The organism is Pseudomonas fragariae (ex Marin et al. 2024) (assembly GCF_059621105.1).
Map to the genome: position 1 here is coordinate 5683451 of NZ_CM184369.1, position 20800 is coordinate 5704250.

Below are 20800 nucleotides of genomic sequence, written 5' to 3' on the forward strand. Positions count from 1 at the left end.
CGTCTACCTGTCAGAACTGTCAGTGCCCGGGCAACTCCAGCCGCAACGCCGCAATACGCGCGTCCTTTTCGTCCCAGAGCTGATTGACCCAGCCCTGCACTTTCTCGCGAAACACAGGGTCGTTTTCGTAATCGCCCTGCCACAGCGCCGGGTCCAGTTCACGGGTCTTGATATCGACGATCACTTTGGAGACCCGACCGCAGAGCATGTCCCAGAAACCGGGAATGCCTGAATCGGGATAGACGACCGTGACGTCCAGAATGGCATCGAGTTGCTCGCCCATTGCCGCTAGCACGAAGGCTACGCCGCCGGCCTTGGGTTTGAGCAGATGGGTGTAGGGAGAGCCCTGGGCGGCATGTTTGGCTGCAGTGAAGCGCGTGCCTTCCAGGTAGTTTACGATGGTCACCGGCTGGCGCTTGAACAGCTCGCAGGCAGCCTTGGTGATTTCCAGGTCCTTGCCCTTGAGCTGCGGATGCTTCGCCAGGAACGCCTTGCTGTAGCGCTTCATGAACGGGTAGTCCAGCCCCCACCATGCGAGGCCCAGCAGCGGTACCCAGATCAGTTCCTTTTTCAGGAAGAACTTAAAGAACGGCGTGCGCCGGTTGAGTGCCTGGACCAGCGCGGGAATATCCACCCACGACTGATGATTGCTGATGACCAGATAGGAGGTGTCACCACGCAGCCCCTCATCGCCACGAATGTCCCACTGCGTCGGTATGCAGGTGGCGAAGATGACCTTGTCGATCTCGGCCCAGGTTTCGGCGATCCACATCACCGCCGCTGAACAGCGATCGCGCATCCGGCCTCTGAACAACAGCTTGAGCAACGCAAAAATCAATAGCGGACCGATAAGCAGCAGCGTATTGATCAGTAACAGCAGGGCAACAAAACAGCCGGTGAACAGACGGCGCATGACGGACTCTTGAAGGTTCAGGGGCGGCAATAATAAAGATCCTCGCGTTTTACGCCAATTACACAGGTACTTACAAATGTTTCACGTCTCGGCCTTTATGCTGACGTCACATTTATTCTGACGAACCTACCGCAGGTTCGCTGTCTAAAACCGGGCGCCAATCAGGCGCTGACTATTGCGAGGAACCTCCCACGTGAAACCGATCCTGGCGCTATTGTCTTTGCTGGCCCTGCCGGTCATGGCCGCTGAACCGACGTTGTATGGTCGCTACGAGAACATCAAGGTTGCGGAAATAGGCCAGACCTTCAAGGCCAAGATGGACACCGGCGCACTGACCGCCTCGCTGTCGGCTAAGGACATCGAGTTGTTCAAGCGCGATGGTGATGACTGGGTACGTTTCCGCCTGGCAACCAAGGGTGCAGACAACAAAGTGTATGAGCACAAGGTGTCGCGGATCAGCAAGATCAAGGGGCGTGCAGAAGGTGACGACGATGACGACGAAAGCATCAACCCTGCCAAGCGCCCTGTCGTTGACCTGGAACTGTGCCTGGGCGACAAGAAGCGTACGGTCGAGGTCAACCTGGTGGACCGCAGCCACTTCAACTTCCCGCTGTTGATCGGTGCCAAGGCATTGCGTGAGTTCGACGCCGCAGTCAATCCGGCCCGTCGTTATACCGCTGACGAGCCTGATTGCTGAGGTTGTTCATAGTCCTCAGTATCGTGTGACGCTCCACGCCCTATCCGGGATGTGCGGCACGGCGCAGATCTGTGACGCAGAGCATCACCCACGGCATTCCCACGCTGGAGCGTGAGGAACGATAGCCGCCCGCGAGAACACCATCGTACCCATGCTCCGCGTGGGTATGCATTTCTGGACGCTCCGCGTCCTATCCCGAATGTGCGGCGCGGCTCAGATCTGTGACGCAGAGCGTCACCCACGGCATTCCCACGCTGGAGCGTGAGGAACGATAGCCGCCCGCGAGAACACCATCGTGCCCATGCTCCGCGTGGGTATGCATTTCTGGACGCTCCGCGTCCTGGCTTGACTGTGCAGCGCGGCGCAGATCTGTGACGCAGAGCGTCACCCACGGCACTCCCACGCTGGAGCGTGAGGAACGATAGCCGCCCGCGAGAACACCATCGTACCCATGCTCCGCGTGGGTATGCATTTCTGGACGCTCCGCGTCCTGGCTTGACTGTGCAGCGCGGCGCAGATTGACTCAGACCGGCGGCTGGGTCGCGATCATCGACGGGCGTTGACTGACGTCCAGGTACCAGGCGGCCAGTCGCGGATAAGTGCTGCGCCAGTTCAGATCCGGCTGGCGGAAATCCAGATAGCCGAGCGCCGCGGCGACGCTGATCGATGCGACATCGAACGACGTGCTGAGCTCGGTGACCGCATCGCTTTCGAAGTAATGCAGCGAGCGTTCAATCTTCTGCTGCTGGTTGTCCAGCCACTGATCCCAGTGTTTTTCCTGCGGACGCAAGGCGGTTTCATAGCGGATCAGCACCGCTGCATCCAGCACCGCATCGGCCAGCGAGGCCAGGGTCATGCGCCTCCAGCGTGCCGAACCTTCCCGTGGGATCAGTGGCAGGCCCACGTGCTGATGGTCGAGGTAATCAAGAATCACCCGGCTGTCATGAATGACGTTGCCGTCGGCCAGCCTTAACGCGGGAAGTTTGCCGGCCGGGTTGTCTTCATTGAGCTCGGCAGACGGGCTGACCGGTGTCAGTACTGTGGTCTGCAACTCGACGCGATCGAGCTGAGCGGTTTCATGCAGCATCACCATCACCTTGCGGGCGAAGGGCGAAGCGGCGTTGAAGTACAACGTCATCGTGGGCGCTGACATGGGTATTCCTCGAATGAGACAGGATCCTAGACTAGTCAGCCTGTGCTGTGCCTGCAATCAGCACTTCAATCAACCGCGCCGTACCAGCAAGCCCTTGATACTCAACAGGGCCGCCGTCCCCATGCCCAGCCACGCCAGCGTATCCCACCAGCCGTCACCCAATAGCGCAGCGAACAGCCCGCCGCCGATAAGCAGCGCTATGACGGCGGGTATCGCAAAGGTCTTCCAGAATCGCGATGGCTTCGAACTCATTGCGCCACCTGAGCCTGAACAGCGCTCACCGAGCGCGCGGCACGACGCCTCACCCACCACAGATAAACGCCGCTGCCGAGTACGATGATGGTCAGCACGTCCAGCACCGCCCAGAGGATCTTCATCGGCATGCCGCCGTAATCGCCGAAATGCAGCGGTTGCGACATCCCCAGTGCGTCCATGTACCAGGGACGTTCGACCACGGCGGTGACGTGCAGGGTCTGGGCGTCGATCAGCACCGGTGTGGCGAGGTGCGCAGTCAGGTGTGTATTGCCTTTGAGGAACACCGCGTAATGATGCTCGCTGGAGAAGCGCGTGCCGGGGAAGGCGATGAAATCGGCCTGCATGCCGGGCGCAGCGGATTCGGCAATCTCCAGCAATCGAGTCGCCGGGGCGCGCTGGGTCAATGGCGGCGCGTCCTTGTAGGGAGCGATCATGGTAGCCAGCGCATCATTGCGCCAGGAGGCAATCAGCAGATCGGCGCAGGCGCTGATCACCCCGGTCACGCCGACCACCAGCGCCCAGGTCAATGTCACTACGCCAATCAGGTTGTGCAGGTCCAGCCAGCGCGTACGCCTGGATTTATTGACCCGCACCTGGCCGAACTCCAGCTTGCGCATGAACGGCGCATACAACACGGTCCCGGAAACGATCGCCACCACAAACAGCAAGCCCATGAACGCCAGCAACAGTTTGCCGGGCAGATTGGCGTACATGTCTACGTGCAGGCGCAGCATGACCATCATGAAGCCGCCGTTGGCAGAAGGCATCTCCAGTGCCTCACCGGTGCGCGCATCGAGGGCGAAGGTGTGCGAGGAGTTGGGCTCGGTGCCGGCGGTTGCAGCGGTGATTGCCATGACGCCATTGGGGTCTTCGTCGTCCCAGCCAAAATACTGCATCACCTCGCCGGGGCGATGCGCTTCGGCAGCCCTGGCCAGTTGCTCCAGGTCCAGACGTGGCGTATCGGCAGGCATCTCTTTGTAATGCGGAGCGTCGCCGAGCAGATGATCGATTTCATGATGAAAGATCAGCGGCAGGCCGGTGACAGCCAGCATCAACAGGAACAGGGTGCAAATCAGGCTGCTCCAGGTATGCACGATGGACCAGCGGCGCACGGTTTGGCTTTTCATGGTTTATCCACAGACGAAGAGACGCAGCGCTGAGCGCGTCCCCGAAATGACTTGTAAGACTAAGCCGCTCGAAACCGAAAAAGTGTCAGGGCGATCCGTTGTCCGCATGAAAGGGTATGTTTCAGAGTTTTGCCGGAGGGGTGCCGGGCTGTTGATCCCTGGGCAGCACCGACACCCACCACGCCGTGTGTTGCTCGATCTGCACAGGCAAGGTCGGCAGCAGCGCCTTGAGCGCCAGGTCGGTATCGGTCAACGGGAAGGTGCCGGTGACGCGCAGATCGGCCACCTTCGGGTCGACGCCCAGATGTCCTGTCCGATAACGCCCCAGTTCAGCGAGCATGTCGGCCAGCCGAGCGTTGTCCACCACCAGCATGCCGCGCGTCCAGGCGTCGGCGCCGGAAGGCATGCCAAGCAACGGGCCAAGTCCGTTACGGGTCAGCAGCACCTGTTGGCCCTCACGCAGAACCTGTTCACCGGAAGCATTGCGCGGGTGGGCGACAACCGCCGATTGCAACACGCTGAGCAGGGTTCCATCGGACTCGCGCCGGACCAGAAAACGCGTTCCCAGAGCACGCATCTTTCCATCCGCCGTCTCGACGATGAAGGGCCGCGGGTCATCATGATCGCCGGTCTGCACCAGTATTTCACCGTCCTGCAGAATGACCCGACGTTGCTGCGCATCGAAGCGCACATCGATTGCGCTGTGGGTGTTCAGACGAATCAGGGTGTTGTCCGCCAGACGCACGTCGCGCTGTTCACCGGTGGCGGTGCGCTGGTCGGCAAGCCAGTAATCGATCGGCAGATAGCGATCGCCGACGAACAATGCCAGGCCCAAGGCCATGAACACTCCGGCCAGACCGCCACCGAGCTTGCGCAAGCTGTGCCGCAGGGCACCCGGTGACTGTTGCAACGCCTTGCGTGCCGGACCTGCGGGCAAAGCAAAGCGCTGATTGACCATGCCCAACTGGCTCCAGGCCCGGGCATGCTCTTCGTCGGCGGCCAGCCAGCGCGCCAGCTCGGCGTCATTGCCGCCGTTGCTGTCCATGTTCAGTTGCCACTCGATGGCCGCATTGAGCACACGGGCAGAGACCGGTCTGGTGTTCACGTCGGCTCACCGTAGAGCGCCACGTAGCACTGACGCATGGCCTGAGCCAGGTACTGCCTGACGCGCGAGACCGAAACGCCCAGCTGCTCGGCAATCTCGGCGTGACTCATGCCGTCGAGGCGACTGTACAGAAAAGCTGCACGCGCTTTGCTGGACAGTGTGCCGAGCATGCGGTCGATGGCCTTGAGGTCTTCCACAATCAGCAGCTGCTCTTCCGGAGAGGGCTGCTCGGCCTCGGGCACCTGCATCAATTCCCCGAGGTAAGCCTGCTCCAGCGCAGCGCGTCGGAAGTGATCGAACATCAACCCTTTGGCGACGGTTGCCAGAAAAGCGCGTGGTTCTCTGGGCGCAAGCAATTCATGGCGCCCCAGCAAGCGCACGAACGTGTCCTGACTCAAATCCTGAGCACGTTGCGGGCAGGCGACATTGCGTCTGAGCCAGGCCAGCAGCCAGCCGCGATGATCGCGATACAGCGCACCAACGATCTCGCTATGAGTGCTTGGGACTGACGACACGAATGGCCTCGATGAGAAAGTTCTAACTAAAGAGAATCATTCGCGATTGTGGCAGAGCGGAGGGGTAGTGGCAATTCGCGTCTGTCGGGAGGAGGGTCTGAATCGAGCGGGTTCTCGTCCCCACGCGGGAGCGTGAGGAACGAGAATCTCGTAACTGTCGTACCAATGTTCCAGTGTGGACATGCATTCCACGCTGGAGCATGCACAACGCAAGGCGTCCCGGGAGGACGCCTGGTCGTCGGATCAGGCCTGATGGCTGATCTCGCGCAGCGGCTTGCCACGTGCCGGCTTGTCGCCTGCGACGAAGTAGTCGGCCGTGCTGCGTGGCAGAGGCTGACGACCACGGATCTTGTCGGCGATTTTCTCGGCGATCATGATCGTCGGTGCATTCAGGTTACCGGTGGTGATGATCGGCATGATCGAGGCATCGACCACGCGCAGGCTTTGCAAGCCATGCACGCGACCCTGACCATCGACAACTGCCATCTCGTCGGTGCCCATCTTGCACGAGCAGGACGGGTGATAAGCCGTTTCGGCATGCTCACGCACGAACTGGTCCAGCGCCTCGTCGGACTGCACGTCGATGCCGGGGCTGATTTCGCGGCCACGGTACGGGTCCAGCGCCGGTTGCTGCATGATCTCGCGAGTCAGGCGGATGCCGTCACGGAACTCCTGCCAGTCCTGCTCGCTGGCCATGTAGTTGAACAGGATGCTCGGGTACTCGCGCGGGTCTTTGGATTTGACCTGCACACGACCACGGCTCGGCGAACGCATGGAGCCGACGTGAGCCTGGAAACCGTGCTCCTGAACGCCCTTGGTGCCGTTGTAGTTAATCGCCACCGGCAGGAAGTGGTACTGAATGTTCGGCCATTCGAACGCTTCGCTGGAGCGAATGAAACCACCGGCTTCAAACTGGTTGCTCGCGCCGATACCTGTACCGAGGAACATCCACTCGGCACCGATGGCCGGCTGGTTCCACCATTTCAGCGAAGGATACAGCGACACCGGCTGGGTGCAGGCGTACTGCAGGTACATCTCCAGGTGATCCTGAAGGTTCTGGCCAACGCCCGGCAGGTCATGAACCACCGGGATATCGAGCTTGTTCAGCACTTCGGCCGGGCCGACGCCGGAACGCTGGAGAATCTGTGGCGAAGCGATCGCGCCGCCACACAGCAGCACTTCCTTGCGGGCACGGGCCTGGATGCGCGTGTCGCTGTCGCCCACCAGGTAGGCCACGCCGACGGCACGCTTGCCTTCGAACAGAATGCGATCGGTCAGCGCGTGAGTGACGATGGTCAGGGTCGAGCGCTTCTTGGCCTCGTCCAGATAACCACGGGCGGTACTGGCGCGACGACCGTTAGGCGTCACGGTGCGGTCCATCGGACCGAAACCTTCCTGCTGATAACCGTTGAGGTCGTCAGTACGCGGGAAACCGGCTTGCACGCCCGCCTCGACCATCGCGTGGAACAGCGGATTGTTGCCCGCCTTGGGCGTGGTCACGCTGACCGGACCTTCACCACCGTGGTAATCATTCGGGCCGATGTCGCGGGTTTCGGCCTTGCGGAAGTACGGCAGGCAATCGAGGTAGCTCCAGTCTTCGAGACCCGGCTCCTTGGCCCAGCCGTCGTAGTCCATCGCGTTGCCGCGGATATAGCACATGCCGTTGATCAGCGATGAGCCGCCCAGGCCTTTGCCGCGACCGCATTCCATCCGGCGGTTGTTCATGTGCGGCTCTGGCTCGGTCTCGTAGGCCCAGTTGTAGCGACGGCCCTGCAGCGGGAATGCCAGGGCGGCAGGCATCTGGGTACGGAAATCCAGACGGTAGTCCGGGCCACCGGCTTCGAGCAGCAGAACGGTGACGCCTGCGTCTTCGGTGAGACGGGCTGCCAGGGTGTTACCGGCCGAGCCGGCACCAATGATGATGTAGTCGTATTCGGATTGAGTCGTCATAGAGGCTCCCTCATAGAGCTGCGAGTTTCAAGCCTTGGCCGCAAGCAGAAGCCGCCAGGCGATACTCGTGAAAATGGGGTGCGGCAGGCAGCTTTTGAGTGCGTCTGCTTGAGGCCTGCCGCGTGCCACTGAAACCGTGCTTAGAAAACCGAGGCGTAATCGCCCAGTTCGATCTGTACCGACTTGATGCGCGTGTACTGGGCCAGCGAGCTGATGCCGTTCTCACGGCCGACGCCCGACTGCTTGTAACCGCCGACCGGCATTTGTGCCGCCGACTCGCCCCAGGCGTTGATCCAGCAGATACCGGCTTCCAGCAGATGAATCACGCGGTGGGCGCGGTTCAGGTCGCGGGTCACGATGCCTGCGGCCAGACCGAAGTCAGTATCGTTGGCGCGGCGCACCACTTCATCTTCGGTGTCGTAACCGAGGATGCTCATCACCGGGCCGAAGATTTCTTCACGCACGATGGTCATCTCGTCGGTGCAGTCGGTGAACACGGTCGGCGCAACGAACGCGCCCTTGTCGAACACACCGCCGGTCAGGCGATCGCCGCCGCACAACAGACGTGCGCCCTGCTCTTTGCCCTTGGCGATATAGCCCAGCACGCTTTCCATGTGCTCGAAGCTGACCAGCGGGCCGAAATTGATGTTTTCGTCTTCCGGGTTACCGGCGCGGATGCGCTTCACACGCTCGAGGATCTTCGCTTCGAACTCGGCTTTCAGGGCATTCGGCACGAACACGCGGGTGCCGTTGGTGCAGACCTGGCCGGAGCTGTAGAAGTTGGCCATCATCGCGATGTCAGCGGCGCGATCCAGATCGGCATCGTCAAACACGATCAGCGGTGACTTGCCGCCCAGTTCCATGGTCACTTCCTTGAGCGACGAGCTCGAGGCGCTGGCCATGACTTTCTTGCCGGTGTCGGTGCCGCCGGTGAAGGAGACTTTCTCGATGCGCGGGTGCTCGGTGATCCAGGTGCCGACTTCACGGCCGCTGCCGGTCAGCACGTTGAATACGCCGTTCGGTACACCCGCTTCGGTGTAGATTTCTGCCAGCTTCAGGGTGGTCAGCGAAGTGACTTCACTCGGCTTGAAGATCATCGCATTGCCCGCCGCCAGTGCCGGGGCGGATTTCCACAGTGCGATCTGGATCGGGTAGTTCCATGCGCCGATACCGGCCACCACACCCAACGGCTCGCGGCGGGTGTAGACGAAGGAAGAGTCGCGCAACGGGATCTGCTCGCCTTCAATGGCGGGCACCAGACCTGCGTAGTATTCCAGCACGTCGGCGCCGGTCACGATATCCACGTAGCGGGTTTCAGAGATGGCCTTGCCGGTGTCCAGGGTTTCCAGAGCGGCCAGTTCATCGTTGCGCTCGCGCAGGATGTCGACGGCACGGCGCAGGATGCGCGAACGCTCGACCGCAGTCATGGCGGCCCAGATTTTCTGACCCTTTTCGGCCGCGACGACGGCGCGCTCGACATCGTCCTTGCCGGCGCGCTGGATCTGCGCCAGGACTTCGCCGTTCGCCGGGTTGATGGCGTCGAAGGTTGCAGGGTTGCTGGCATCGACATAACCGCCATCGATGTAAAGTTTCTGCAGTTCAAAACGGGCCATAAAGTCCTCGCAAATTCAGTGGGGGGCGATGACTGTTTTCAGTGTGCCGGGTTGGTTCGGCAACAGGCTTATACAGTCGCTCGGTGAGGAGCTTCGAAAGCTTCAGCTCGCCGATTTCGCCAATTGAAAGTCCATGTACTCGTAAGCGATCCGTTGCGCTTGCTCGGTGTCGAATGCATCGCCTGACAGCGCGCCTCTCAGCCACAACCCGTCTATCAGGGCTGCCAGCCCGCGGGCGGCGCTGCGTGCCTGTTCCAGTGGCAAGGTGCGGCGGAACTGACAGCACAGGTTCGAATACAAACGGTGGTCGTTGATACGCTGCAATCGGTGCAGCGAAGGGTGATGCATGCTGGTCGCCCAGAAGGCCAGCCAGGTTTTCATGGCCGGGCCGCTGACCTGACTGGCGTCGAAGTTGCCTTCGATGATCACTTGCAGATGAGCCCTGGGGCTGTCTTCGGTCAGCGCCTGACGGCGTTCGCGGACTTTCTGGATCAAGGCGTTCATCAGGTGCCGCATCGTGGCAGCGATCAGGCCGTTCTTGTCCTGAAAATAGTGACTGATGATGCCGTTTGATACGCCTGCCAGCCGCGCAATCAAGGCAATGCTGGCGTCACCCATACCGACCTGATCGACCGCAGTCAGCGTGGCCTGGATCAACTGTTGGCGGCGGATGGGTTGCATTCCGACCTTGGGCATTGGCGCGATTCTCCCGGGTGTCTGCAGTGATCGTTGTATCGAAATGACGGGGCCAGTCTAAAGATTTTTTATTGAACGATCAATCAATAAAAAACAAGAAGCGCGTTTTCACTGCTTGTCGGGCAGTCTGAATCCGTCCAGCCATCACTTTGCGGCAAGGCACAGATCTGTGACGCGGAGCGTCACGCAAGGCATTCCCACGCTGGAGCGTGCGGAACGATAGGATCTACAACTATCGTGCCCATGCTCCGCGTGGGTATGCCGTTCTGGACGCTCCGCGTCCTCCCTTGAGCAGGTGGCGCGGCTTGGATCTGTGACGCGCAGAGCGTCACGACAGGCATTCCCACGCTGGAGCGTGAGGAACGATGACCTCAACTATCGTGCGACGCTCCGCGTCGCATGCCGTTCTGGACGCTCTGCGTCCGCTCTTCAGAGCCGCAAGGGCTCAATCCTGCAACACCACATCCGCCAGCTCATCGATTGCTTCCTGCCTCTCGCCCTGATTTGGCTTCGGATGTGGGTTGAGCGTCGACCACTGCGGGTGGGCGCGGGCTCGGGAGAGGGGTTCGGGGATTTTGCCTTTGCGCCAGGTCTTGTCCTGCGGTGTGGTCAGTTCGATGCTGTGCAAGGCAGCGTGGCCCCTGACACCCAGCGCCAGCAGCAAGTGACGCTGACGCAGGGCGAGCAGGCGCAGTACCGCATCGTCGACGGTCAGCTCTCTGCGCCCCTTGAGCTTGCCGAGCAACCGGCCGCCGTAGCTGCGCGCGGTGGATAACGCACCACCGGCAATCGCCCCGACCAGCGCCGCCGCACCCAGCGTCACGCCGCCAACCATCAGATCGACCCCTGCCCCGGCCGCCGCGCCAGCCGCCACGCCGCCGCCAACGCGCACGCCCATCAACTTCAGGGTTTCCGGGTTGAACAGGTCATCGCCCCAACGGCCGTCCATCAACGGCAAATCGCTGCTGGACACATCATCCTTGCGAAACGCATACAGCTTGAGCAGTGCCTCGACACACTGCTGCTCGCGCTGCCGAACCGCCTTGCGCAGCGCTTCCACGGCCTGCTGCTCCTGGTCGGCGGTGGTTTCGACACTGCGTCGGCACGCTGCGCAATCAATCAGCAGCTCGGCGATCAGGCGAGCAGCGCTATGGCGTTTGGCCGAGCGCTGTTTTTCCTGATCATTAATCAGCCGTTCAAGCCGCGGCCGCGCGCTTTCCAGCAACAGCGCCAGGCTTTCATACAGACGACGACCGCCGTCTTCCGGGGGCGCTACGCTGTCGAAACGTACCAGCGCATGCAGGCCCAAGCGTGAAAGCGCTTCGCGCCACTCCGGCTCGCGGTGCTGCTGCGCACTGACGAAATTCAGCACCGGCAGCAGTGGCTTGCCGCAGCTCGCCAATACCGCCAGCTCGTCACGGTATTTGGCCAGCACCGGCTCACGCGCATCGATCACATACAGACCCGCGTCCGAGTCGAGCAACTGGCGCATGACCTTGGCCTCTTGCTCGAAACGCTGGCGTGCCTCGCTGCCCTCCAGAAAACGCGCCAGTCGTGCCGGCCCGTCCAGACGCTCGCCGGGTCGGTCCAGGCGCTCCAGATAATCGAGCAGCGCAATGGCGTCTTCCAGACCCGGCGTGTCGTACAGCTCGACCACGGCCTGACCGTCCACAGAAAGGCGCGCGCCCTCGACATGGCGAGTCGTGCTGGGACGATGGGACACTTCGCCGAAGCTGACATCACCGGTCAACGTGCGCAGCAGCGAGGTCTTGCCGACGTTGGTATGACCGACCACCGCCAGCTTGATCGCACGAGTGCCGTCTGCTTCAGTCATGGCCTGTCTCCAGCCAGTTCAAGGGCACAGTGTCGGCGTGCGGCAACTGCAATTGATCCAGCGCGACGTGCCAGTCGCTCAAACGCTCCGAATCAAGCCTCTGCCCGGCAGGCGCGGGAAGCAGCCAGATGCGCGCTGCACCGGCGCAGCGTGCCAGTTCGGCGATCAACGCCAGACTGCCACGGTCCGGCGAACGGCGCGGGTCGCAGGCGATCACTATGCGCGCAGGCGGATACTGGGTCAGTTGCTCCAGCAGTTTGTGGCGCGACTCACGGCTGTCGAGAATACCTGCATCGGCCACACCCGACGGCAGCGCTGGCGGCCAGACCTGCTGATCATCCAGCTCGATGGCCACTAACAAGGCGCCATTGCTTTCAACAGCCCCCAGGCCGGACTGCACCTGATGCAGCGCAGCAGGTTCGGCATCGTTGACACCCAGGCGCTCGCTGCTGGGCATCAGGCGCTCACGCAATTCAAGGTATTCGGGCAAATCCAGATCAAGGCGCAGCGCTGCCCTGCCCTGCTTCCAGCGCCACAGGCAGAACCCGGCCAGCAACAGACGCGGCACGATGCCGTACACCAGCAGCACACCCACCAGCCACGCCGCCCAGGCCTGACGCGCATTCTCGATACTCAACGCGCCATTGCCGCTGGCACGAATCATGGTTTCATCCGGCACGCTGAACCCCAGCCATGCCGGGACGGTACTGAGCGTCTGGGTGAGGCTGACAAACGTGTCGCTGCTCAGAATGGTGGTTTCCCAGACAAACCCGTAACGCCGGGTCGCCATCAGCATCAACAGCAACAGCAGCGCAGTGAGTAACGCCAGCAGCCACAGGCTGTGAACCACCAGCCCGAGCGCCCAGCGATTCAGGCGCTGGCGTTGCAGCAGCAAAACCAGCGCGGGGGCGAGTTGTGCGGCCTGGGCGTCACGGGCGAGCTTTTCACTCAGCCACAGCCACACCCGGCCCAGCCCGGTATTACTGCGCCCGGCGAAGATCAGGCCCAGCGCCCAGGTCAGCAACAGCACAAGGTTCAGCCCAAGCAGGCTGCCCAGCGCCCAGAACACATTGACCGGTGCCTGCCCGTCGCCCATTGCGGCGAACGCCAGGCCCGCGCCACTGATGACCGCGAGCACCGCCAGCGCAATCAACGCCAGCCGTGCGCCCTGCTTCCAGTGATGCAGCGCGCCAAGCATGCCGTCGCGCTGCGCAAGGCCGAGGGCACGGTGGGTAATGCGCGCAGTCAGGTCGCCTCCGGCAGCGCGGGCACGGCGATTGGCTTCCAGATCATCCAGCACGCCAGCCTGCTGTTCACGCAGGCGCACGGCTTCGGTCAGCCAAAGGGTATCGAGGGGGGTCAGTGCAGTCACACAGTGTCTCTTGATTGAATTCAGCGGTGAGCATAACCGCAGTCATGGGACTGAGCACGGCGCATGTCAGTTCATTCGCCTGCCCTGCGACCTCTGATATCCTCGCGGCATGAAAACTCATCTCCCCCTCAGCCTGATTGCCGCCCTCGGTGAAAACCGAGTGATTGGCGTCGACAATTCCATGCCCTGGCATTTGCCGGGGGATTTCAAATACTTCAAGGCCACGACGCTCGGCAAGCCGATCATCATGGGCCGCAAGACCTGGGATTCGTTGGGCCGCCCGCTGCCCGGCCGCCTCAACCTGGTGGTCAGCCGCCAGACTGACCTGCAGCTTGAAGGCGCGGAAGTCTTCGCTTCGCTGGACGCCGCCGTTGTGCGTGCCGAGCAGTGGGCGCAGGAACAGGGTGTCGACGAGGTGATGCTGATCGGCGGCGCGCAGCTTTACGCCCAAGGCCTCCCTCAGGCCGATCGCCTGTACCTGACTCGCGTGGCGCTGAGCCCTGATGGCGACGCGTGGTTTCCGGAGTTCGATACCGCGCAGTGGGCGCTGGTATCCAACACCGAAAACGCCGCCGTCGATGGCAAGCCTGCCTACAACTTCGAAGTCTGGGAACGCGTCTGATCAGCGGTTTTCGGCGCAACTGCAACCGATGACGAAAAACTGCAACAAAAGTGTCGTTTTTGGTTTCACCGTCGCAAATAAAGGGGCAAACGGCGTCATTTGGCCTTTTTCGGGTCGCTGACGTACTTTTGCCTTCACAATAATTTGTTACGGTCTGCCCCTTCGTTTTTTCGACAAGGGGAAATCGCCTATGAAACTCGTGCCAAAACTGTTGGCCGCTGCCGTCTGCTTCGGGCTTGCCAGCCAGGCTATCGCGGCCACCGAACTGAAGCATTGGCCCGAGCCTGCCGCCAAGGCGCTCGACGCAATGATTGCGGCGAATGCCAACAAGGGCAATTACGCGGTCTTCGACATGGACAACACCAGCTACCGCTTCGACCTCGAAGAAGCGTTGTTGCCGTACATGGAAAACAAAGGCCTGATCACCCGCGAAACACTCGATCCCTCGCTGAAGCTGATCCCCTTCAAAGACACCGCCGAGCACAAGGAAAGCCTGTTCAGTTACTACTATCGTCTTTGCGAAATAGACGACATGGTCTGCTACCCGTGGGTCGCGCAGGTGTTTTCCGGCTTTACGCTTCAGGAGCTCAAGGGCTACGTCGATGAGCTGATGGCGCTGAAAAAGCCGATCCCTGCGACCTACTACGAAGGCGACACCGTCAAGCAAATCAACGTCGAGCCGCCGCGGGTATTCACCGGGCAGGCCGAGCTGTACAACAAGCTGATGGAAAACGGCATCGAGGTGTATGTGATGACCGCTGCGTCCGAAGAGCTGGTACGCATGGTCGCTGCCGATCCGAAGTACGGCTACAACGTCAAACCACAGAATGTGATCGGCGTGAGCACACTGCTCAAGGACCGCAAGACCGGCGAGCTGACCACCGCACGCAAGCAGATCACGGCGGGTAAGTATGATCCGAAAAGCAATATGGGCCTGGAGCTGACGCCTTATCTGTGGACCCCGGCGACCTGGATGGCCGGCAAGCAGGCGGCCATTCTGACTTACATCGATCAGTGGAAAAAACCGGTCCTGGTCGGCGGCGACACCCCGACCAGCGACGGCTACATGCTGTTCCACAGCGTCGACGTGAGCAAGGGCGGCGTGCACTTGTGGATCAACCGCAAGGACAAATACATGACCCAGCTGAACGGCATGATCAAGGACAATGCCGAAGCTCAGGCCAGGGAGAAACTGCCGGTTACGGCGGACAAGAACTGGGTGATCGTCAAGCCGGACGAGATTCAGTAAGCGGCACAACATCGCGGGATTGCGGGTTGTTACCAACCCGCAATCCCGGTCAGTCGACTTTTTCGAACTTCAGATCCCAGACGCCGTGCCCGAGCTTCTCGCCACGGCGCTCGAACTTGGTGATCGGCCGTTCCGCAGGGCGCGGGACGTACTGGTTGTCTTCAGCCTGGTTGCGATAACCGGGCGCCACGCTCATCACTTCCAGCATGTATTCCGCGTAAGGCCCCCAATCGGTGGCCATGTGGAACACCCCGCCGACCTTCAGCTTGCTGCGCACCAGTGCGGCGAATTCAGGCTGCACGATGCGCCGCTTGTGGTGACGACTCTTGTGCCACGGGTCCGGGAAGAACAGCATCAGACGATCCAGGCTGTTGTCCGCAACGCAGCGGTTCAGCACTTCAATGGCGTCGCAATCGTAGACGCGCACATTGGTCAGCCCCTGGGTCAGAACGCCGTTGAGCAGCGCGCCTACGCCTGGAGAGTGCACCTCGACACCGATGAAGTCGTGCTCGGGAGCGGCAGCCGCCATTTCCAGCAGCGAGTGGCCCATGCCGAAGCCGATTTCCAGCGTGCGCGGCGCAGAGCGGCCGAACACCTGATCGAAATCCACCGGCGTGTCAGTCAGCGACAGGCCATACAACGGGAGGCCTTGATCGAGGCCGCGCTGCTGACCTTCGGTCATGCGGCCGGCTCGCATCACGAAACTCTTGATGCGGCGGTGCGGGCGCTCTTCGCCTTCTTCGACAGCAGGCGACTCTGGGTGCGGAACGTGCGAATCAGTCATCAACGGGCTCTTACTTGATCAGGCCATCCAGCGGCGAAGACGCGCTGGCATAGAGTTTTCGTGGCATGCGCCCGGCGAGGTAGGCCAGACGACCGGCAATTACGGCGTGTTTCATGGCTTCAGCCATCATCACCGGCTGCTGGGCGTGGGCGATGGCCGAGTTCATCAATACGGCTTCACAGCCAAGTTCCATCGCGATGGTGGCATCGGAGGCAGTACCGACACCGGCATCGACCAGCACCGGCACTTTGGTTTCTTCAAGAATGATCTGCAGGTTGTACGGGTTGCAGATGCCCAGACCGCTGCCGATCAGGCCGGCCAGCGGCATGATCGCGATACAGCCGATTTCGGCCAGCTGGCGGGCGATGATCGGGTCATCACTGGTGTAGACCATCACGTCGAAGCCGTCCTTGACCAGGATCTCGGCGGCCTTGAGGGTTTCGATCACATTCGGGAACAGGGTTTTCTGATCGGCCAGCACTTCGAGCTTGACCAGGTTGCGGCCGTCGAGCAATTCCCGGGACAGGCGGCAGGTGCGCACGGCCTCGGTCGCATCGAAGCAGCCAGCGGTGTTCGGCAATATGGTGTAGCGATCAGGCGGCAGCACGTCCAGCAGGTTCGGCTCGCCGGGGTTCTGGCCCAGGTTGGTGCGGCGCACGGCAACGGTGACGATCTCGGCACCCGAGGCTTCGATGGCCAGACGGGTCTGTTCCATATCGATGTACTTGCCGGTGCCCACCAGCAGGCGCGACTCGAAAGTCCGACCGGCCAGGACGAAAGGCTTGTCGCTGCGAACATTGCTCATCGGAAATCCTCATAACGTGCAGATGGGGTTGGGCGCAGTGCGGATTGCGAACTAGCCACCGCCAATGGCATGCACCACTTCGACCTGATCGCCTTCGCTCAGGACGGTCGTCACATGCTGACTGCGCGGCACGATATCCAGGTTCAGTTCCACCGCGACCCGGCGCCCTGCAAGGTCCAGACGGGTCAGCAATGCCGCGACGGTTTCGCCATCGGGCAATTCAAAGGGTTCGCCGTTCAACTGAATGTGCATGCGAGAGCAGCCATCATTTTTGGGGGGCCAGCATTCTAGCCCGATCAGCCGGTATGACCAAGGCAAAGCCACGCCATTCGTCTCATGCGCGCCTGCTTTGCGGGGAGCAGATACTCAAGGAGGCGAACCCAGCCTCCAGGCCGCCAGCCCGAGCATCGACCAGCCGAACAGAAAGGCCAGACCACCGAACGGCGTGATGATGCCCAGCTTGCTGAAACCGGTGAGGGTCAGGGCGTAGAGGCTGCCGGAAAACAGCAGAATACCGACCGCGAAGGAGAATCCGGCCCAGGTGACCAGGCGTCCGGGGATGTGCGTTGCCAGTATCGCCACGCCGAGCAGGGCCAGCGCGTGAATCAGCTGATAAAGCACTCCCGTGTGGAACACCGCCAGGTACTCGGCACTCAGGCGTTCCTTGAGGCCGTGGGCGGCAAACGCGCCAAGGGCCACACCGGTGAAGCCAAAGAAGGCGGCCAGCATCAAAAAGCTACGAAGCATCAGGGACTCCAGGGAAAAATCGTCGAAAGGCGCACGGTCTGTATAATGGCCCGCTCAACGGGTTCGGCCAAGCCATCTCTATGCTGCAGTCTATTCTTCGTCGCATCGTCAAAGCCCTGCTGTGGTTCGCCGCAGGCAGTGTTCTCGTGGTTCTGGTTCTGCGCTGGGTGCCGCCACCGGGCACGGCGCTGATGGTCGAGCGCAAGGTAGAATCCTGGTTCGACGGCGAGCCTATCGACCTGCAACGCGACTGGGAACCGTTGGACAAAATCTCCGACAATCTGAAAATCGCGGTCATTGCCGGCGAAGACCAGAAATTCGCCGAGCACTGGGGTTTCGACGTCGACGCGATTCAAGCGGCCATTCTGCACAACGAGCGTGGCGGTTCGATACGCGGGGCCAGCACGCTCAGCCAGCAGGTATCGAAAAACCTGTTCCTGTGGTCCGGCCGCAGCTACCTGCGCAAGGGGCTGGAAGCCTGGTTCACCATGCTGATCGAGCTGCTCTGGTCCAAGGAGCGCATCCTCGAGGTGTACCTCAACAGTGTCGAGTGGGATGAAGGCGTATTCGGCGCACAGGCTGCGGCGCAACACCACTTCCGCACCAATGCCAGCGCACTGTCGGCGCAACAGGCCAGCTACCTCGCCGCCGTCCTGCCCAACCCGCGCCAGTGGAGCGCCAGCCACCCGAGCAGCTACGTCTCGCGTCGTGCAGGCTGGATTCGTCAGCAGATGCGTCAGTTGGGTGGGGATGAGTACCTGCAGGGGCTGAACAGCAGCCGTCGGTGGTGATGTTTGCGCTCGGTTTCAATGGCCTCTCGCTACCTACGTTCGAGCATGAGAACGGGCCTTTGTAGGAGCGAACTTGTTCGCGAAGGCATTGTTTCAAACGACGAATCTTTTGCGACTGTACGGGCCCTTTCGCGAACAAGTTCGCTCCTACGTTTGGGCATGGGAGCCGGATGGCTTTTGTAGGAGCGAACTTGTTCGCGAAGGCATTGTTTCGAACGACAAATCTTCTGCGACTATACGGGCCCTTTCGCGAACAAGTTCGCTCCTACGTTTGGACATGGGAGCCGGATGGCTTTTGTAGGAGCGAACTTGTTCGCGAAGGCATTGTTTCGAACGACAAATCCTCTGCGACTATACGGGCCCTTTCGCGAACAAGTTCGCTCCTACGTTTGGGCATGGGAGCCGGATGGCTTTTGTAGGAGCGAACTTGTTCGCGAAGGCTTTGTTCCGAACGCCAAATCTTCGGCGCCTGTACGGGCCCTTTCGCGAACAAGTTCGCTCCTACGTTTGGGCATGAGAGCCGGATGGCTTTTGTAGGAGCGAACTTGTTCGCGAAGGCATTGTTTCGAACGACAAATCTTCTGCGACTGTACGGGCCCTTTCGCGAACAAGTTCGCTCCTACGTTTGGACATGGGAGCCGGATGGCTTTTGTAGGAGCGAACTTGTTCGCGAAGGCATTGTTTCAAACGACGAATCTTTTGCGACTGTACTGGCCCTTTCGCGAACAAGTTCGCTCCTACGTTTGGGCATGAGAGCCGGATGGCTTTTGTAGGAGCGAACTTGTTCGCGAAGGCTTTGTTTCAAACGACGAATCTTCCGCGACTGTACGGGCCCTTTCGCGAACAAGTTCGCTCCTACGTTTGGGCATGGGAGCCGGATGGCTTTTGTAGGAGCGAACTTGTTCGCGAAGGCATTGTTCCGAACGCCAAATCTTCGGCGCCTGTACGGGCCCTTTCGCGAACAAGTTCGCTCCTACGTTTGGGCATGGGAGCCGGATGGCTTTTGTAGGAGCGAACTTGTTCGCGAAGGCATTGTTTCGAACGACAAATCTTCTGCGACTATACGGGCCCTTTCGCGAACAAGTTCGCTCCTACGTTTGGGCATGGGAGCCGGATGGCTTTTGTAGGAGCGAACTTGTTCGCGAAGGCATTGTTCCGAACGCCAAATCTTCTGCGACTGTACGGGCCCTTTCGCGAACAAGTTCGCTCCTACGTTTGGACATGGGAGCCGGATGGCTTTTGTAGGAGCGAACTTGTTCGCGAAGGCATTGTTTCAAACGACGAATCTTTTGCGACTGTACTGGCCCTTTCGCGAACAAGTTCGCTCCTACGTTTGGGCATGAGAGCCGGATGGCTTTTGTAGGAGCGAACTTGTTCGCGAAGGCATTGTTTCAAACGACGAATCTTTTGCGACTGTACTGGCCCTTTCGCGAACAAGTTCGCTCCTACGTTCGGGCATGAGAACGGGCTTTTGTAGGAGCGAACTTGTTCGCGAAGGCATTGTTTCGAACGACAAATCCTCTGCGACTATACGGGCCCTTTCGCGAACAAGTTCGCTCCTACAAAACTATGCAGTTAGTGACGCTCTGCGTCACAAAGAGGACGCAGAGCGCCGCACGATAGCTGATACACAAACAAAAACGCCCCGATCATCTCGGGGCGTTTTTCGTTGCCGGGTAGCCTTACGCGGCGATCGACGTCTTGAGCTTGTTCATCGCGCTTTTTTCCAGCTGACGAATACGCTCCGCGGAGACGTTGTACTTCTGCGCCAGGTCGTGCAGCGTGGCTTTTTCTTCTGCCAGCCAGCGCTGGTAGAGAATGTCGCGGCTGCGTTCGTCCAGCACGTCCAGCGCCTGATGCAGATTGGCGGTGGAGTTGTCGGTCCAGTCGGAATCTTCCAGTTGACGCGCCGGGTCGTAGCGGTGGTCTTCCAGATAATTGGCCGGCGACTGGAACGCGCTGTCGTCATCCGCTTCGGCGGCCGGGTCAAAGGCCATGTCATGGCCGGTCAGACGGCTTTCCATCTCCCGCACTTCACGCGGTTCGACGCCCAGGCTTTCCGCGACGCGATGCACTTCATCGTTGTTCAGCCAGGCCAGACGCTTCTTCTGGCTGCGCAGGTTGAAGAACAATTTGCGCTGCGCCTTGGTCGTGGCGACCTTGACGATGCGCCAGTTGCGCAGGATGAACTCGTGAATTTCGGCCTTGATCCAGTGCACGGCAAAAGACACCAGACGCACGCCCATTTCCGGGTTGAAACGCTTCACGGCCTTCATCAGACCGACATTACCTTCCTGGATCAGGTCAGCCTGAGCCAGACCGTAACCCGAATAACTGCGAGCGATGTGCACGACAAAGCGCAGGTGGGCGAGGACCATTTGTCGGGCCGCGTCCAGATCCTGCTCATAGTAGAGACTCTCAGCCAGTTCACGCTCCCGCTCGGGCGTCAGCAATGGAATGCTGTTGACCGTTTGCACATAGGCCTCGAGGTTTGCACCCGGGACTAAAGCATAAGCAGGTTGCAAAGAAGTGGTCATACGAAAAAACCTCCAGCGCACAGGTTATGTGCAGT

General features: G+C 60.7%; 20 protein-coding genes. 4 read left to right on the forward strand and 16 right to left on the reverse strand.

Annotated features, from left to right (window positions below):
• Positions 1 to 19 precede the first annotated feature (19 nt).
• The gene (gene yihG, locus AC54XV_RS24700; RefSeq protein ID WP_024641133.1) at positions 20 to 913 is read right to left on the reverse strand and encodes a 1-acylglycerol-3-phosphate O-acyltransferase, YihG family; all 894 of its coding nucleotides are present in this window, start codon (positions 911 to 913) and stop codon (positions 20 to 22) included.
• A gap of 193 nt (positions 914 to 1106) precedes the next feature.
• Here yihG and rloA2 point away from each other — a divergent pair, with 193 nt between their 5' ends.
• Positions 1107 to 1610: a retropepsin-like aspartic peptidase RloA2 gene (gene rloA2, locus AC54XV_RS24705; RefSeq protein ID WP_003402218.1), complete on the forward strand. Its 504-nt coding sequence runs from the start codon at positions 1107 to 1109 to the stop codon at positions 1608 to 1610.
• Positions 1611 to 2133: 523 nt separating this feature from the next.
• Here rloA2 and AC54XV_RS24710 read toward each other — a convergent pair.
• The 10 genes from AC54XV_RS24710 to AC54XV_RS24755 all read right to left on the reverse strand — a co-directional run bounded on the left by AC54XV_RS24710 (position 2134) and on the right by AC54XV_RS24755 (position 13230).
• Entirely contained in the window at positions 2134 to 2763 is a 630-nt protein-coding gene (locus AC54XV_RS24710) for a glutathione S-transferase family protein (RefSeq protein WP_011269197.1), read from the reverse strand.
• Positions 2764 to 2832: 69 nt separating this feature from the next.
• A complete protein-coding gene (locus AC54XV_RS24715; protein WP_003402221.1) occupies positions 2833 to 3015 on the reverse strand; it encodes a hypothetical protein in 183 nt (60 codons plus the stop codon).
• Positions 3012 to 4145: a PepSY-associated TM helix domain-containing protein gene (locus AC54XV_RS24720; protein WP_011269198.1), complete on the reverse strand. Its 1134-nt coding sequence runs from the start codon at positions 4143 to 4145 to the stop codon at positions 3012 to 3014. Before AC54XV_RS24720 ends, AC54XV_RS24715 begins: the two co-directional genes overlap by 4 nt.
• Positions 4146 to 4266: 121 nt before the next feature.
• Complete coding sequence (locus tag AC54XV_RS24725) at positions 4267 to 5250, reverse strand: FecR domain-containing protein (RefSeq protein WP_058399444.1); 984 nt, start codon at positions 5248 to 5250, stop codon at positions 4267 to 4269.
• The gene (locus tag AC54XV_RS24730; protein WP_011269200.1) at positions 5247 to 5765 is read right to left on the reverse strand and encodes an RNA polymerase sigma factor; all 519 of its coding nucleotides are present in this window, start codon (positions 5763 to 5765) and stop codon (positions 5247 to 5249) included. Before AC54XV_RS24730 ends, AC54XV_RS24725 begins: the two co-directional genes overlap by 4 nt.
• Before the next feature lie 243 nt (positions 5766 to 6008).
• On the reverse strand, positions 6009 to 7715 hold the full coding sequence (gene betA, locus AC54XV_RS24735) for a choline dehydrogenase (RefSeq protein WP_003402225.1): 1707 nt from the start codon (positions 7713 to 7715) through the stop codon (positions 6009 to 6011).
• Between the two features lie 140 nt (positions 7716 to 7855).
• Positions 7856 to 9328: a betaine-aldehyde dehydrogenase gene (betB, locus tag AC54XV_RS24740; protein WP_496717330.1), complete on the reverse strand. Its 1473-nt coding sequence runs from the start codon at positions 9326 to 9328 to the stop codon at positions 7856 to 7858.
• Positions 9329 to 9430: 102 nt separating this feature from the next.
• Entirely contained in the window at positions 9431 to 10024 is a 594-nt protein-coding gene (gene betI / locus AC54XV_RS24745) for a transcriptional regulator BetI (RefSeq protein ID WP_496717332.1), read from the reverse strand.
• A gap of 445 nt (positions 10025 to 10469) precedes the next feature.
• On the reverse strand, positions 10470 to 11858 hold the full coding sequence (locus AC54XV_RS24750) for a GTPase/DUF3482 domain-containing protein (RefSeq protein ID WP_058399443.1): 1389 nt from the start codon (positions 11856 to 11858) through the stop codon (positions 10470 to 10472).
• Positions 11851 to 13230, reverse strand: a complete 1380-nt coding sequence (locus AC54XV_RS24755) for a DUF2868 domain-containing protein (protein WP_058399442.1) — start codon at positions 13228 to 13230, stop codon at positions 11851 to 11853. Before AC54XV_RS24755 ends, AC54XV_RS24750 begins: the two co-directional genes overlap by 8 nt.
• A 109-nt stretch (positions 13231 to 13339) precedes the next feature.
• Here AC54XV_RS24755 and AC54XV_RS24760 point away from each other — a divergent pair, with 109 nt between their 5' ends.
• Complete coding sequence (locus AC54XV_RS24760) at positions 13340 to 13852, forward strand: dihydrofolate reductase (RefSeq protein ID WP_003402228.1); 513 nt, start codon at positions 13340 to 13342, stop codon at positions 13850 to 13852.
• Positions 13853 to 14042: 190 nt separating this feature from the next.
• Positions 14043 to 15101 carry an HAD family hydrolase gene (locus tag AC54XV_RS24765; protein ID WP_003402229.1) on the forward strand — a complete coding sequence of 353 codons (1059 nt, stop codon included), beginning with the start codon at positions 14043 to 14045 and terminating at the stop codon, positions 15099 to 15101.
• Positions 15102 to 15150: 49 nt separating this feature from the next.
• Here AC54XV_RS24765 and trmB read toward each other — a convergent pair whose 3' ends face one another.
• The 4 genes from trmB to AC54XV_RS24785 all read right to left on the reverse strand — a co-directional run bounded on the left by trmB (position 15151) and on the right by AC54XV_RS24785 (position 17437).
• Positions 15151 to 15798, reverse strand: coding sequence for a tRNA (guanosine(46)-N7)-methyltransferase TrmB (gene trmB, locus AC54XV_RS24770; protein ID WP_213582310.1), 648 nt, complete (start codon positions 15796 to 15798; stop codon positions 15151 to 15153).
• 97 nt (positions 15799 to 15895) lie between these two features.
• Positions 15896 to 16690, reverse strand: coding sequence for a thiazole synthase (locus tag AC54XV_RS24775; protein WP_003304387.1), 795 nt, complete (start codon positions 16688 to 16690; stop codon positions 15896 to 15898).
• A gap of 51 nt (positions 16691 to 16741) precedes the next feature.
• Entirely contained in the window at positions 16742 to 16942 is a 201-nt protein-coding gene (thiS, locus tag AC54XV_RS24780) for a sulfur carrier protein ThiS (protein WP_003402231.1), read from the reverse strand.
• A gap of 114 nt (positions 16943 to 17056) precedes the next feature.
• Positions 17057 to 17437: a DUF423 domain-containing protein gene (locus AC54XV_RS24785; RefSeq protein WP_011269203.1), complete on the reverse strand. Its 381-nt coding sequence runs from the start codon at positions 17435 to 17437 to the stop codon at positions 17057 to 17059.
• A gap of 80 nt (positions 17438 to 17517) precedes the next feature.
• Here AC54XV_RS24785 and mtgA point away from each other — a divergent pair, with 80 nt between their 5' ends.
• Positions 17518 to 18228, forward strand: coding sequence for a monofunctional biosynthetic peptidoglycan transglycosylase (mtgA, locus tag AC54XV_RS24790; protein ID WP_003402232.1), 711 nt, complete (start codon positions 17518 to 17520; stop codon positions 18226 to 18228).
• Between the two features lie 1682 nt (positions 18229 to 19910).
• On the opposite strand, the gene rpoH is transcribed toward mtgA, so the two are convergent.
• Positions 19911 to 20765: an RNA polymerase sigma factor RpoH gene (gene rpoH / locus AC54XV_RS24795; protein WP_003402233.1), complete on the reverse strand. Its 855-nt coding sequence runs from the start codon at positions 20763 to 20765 to the stop codon at positions 19911 to 19913.
• Between the last annotated feature and the right edge of the window lie 35 nt (positions 20766 to 20800).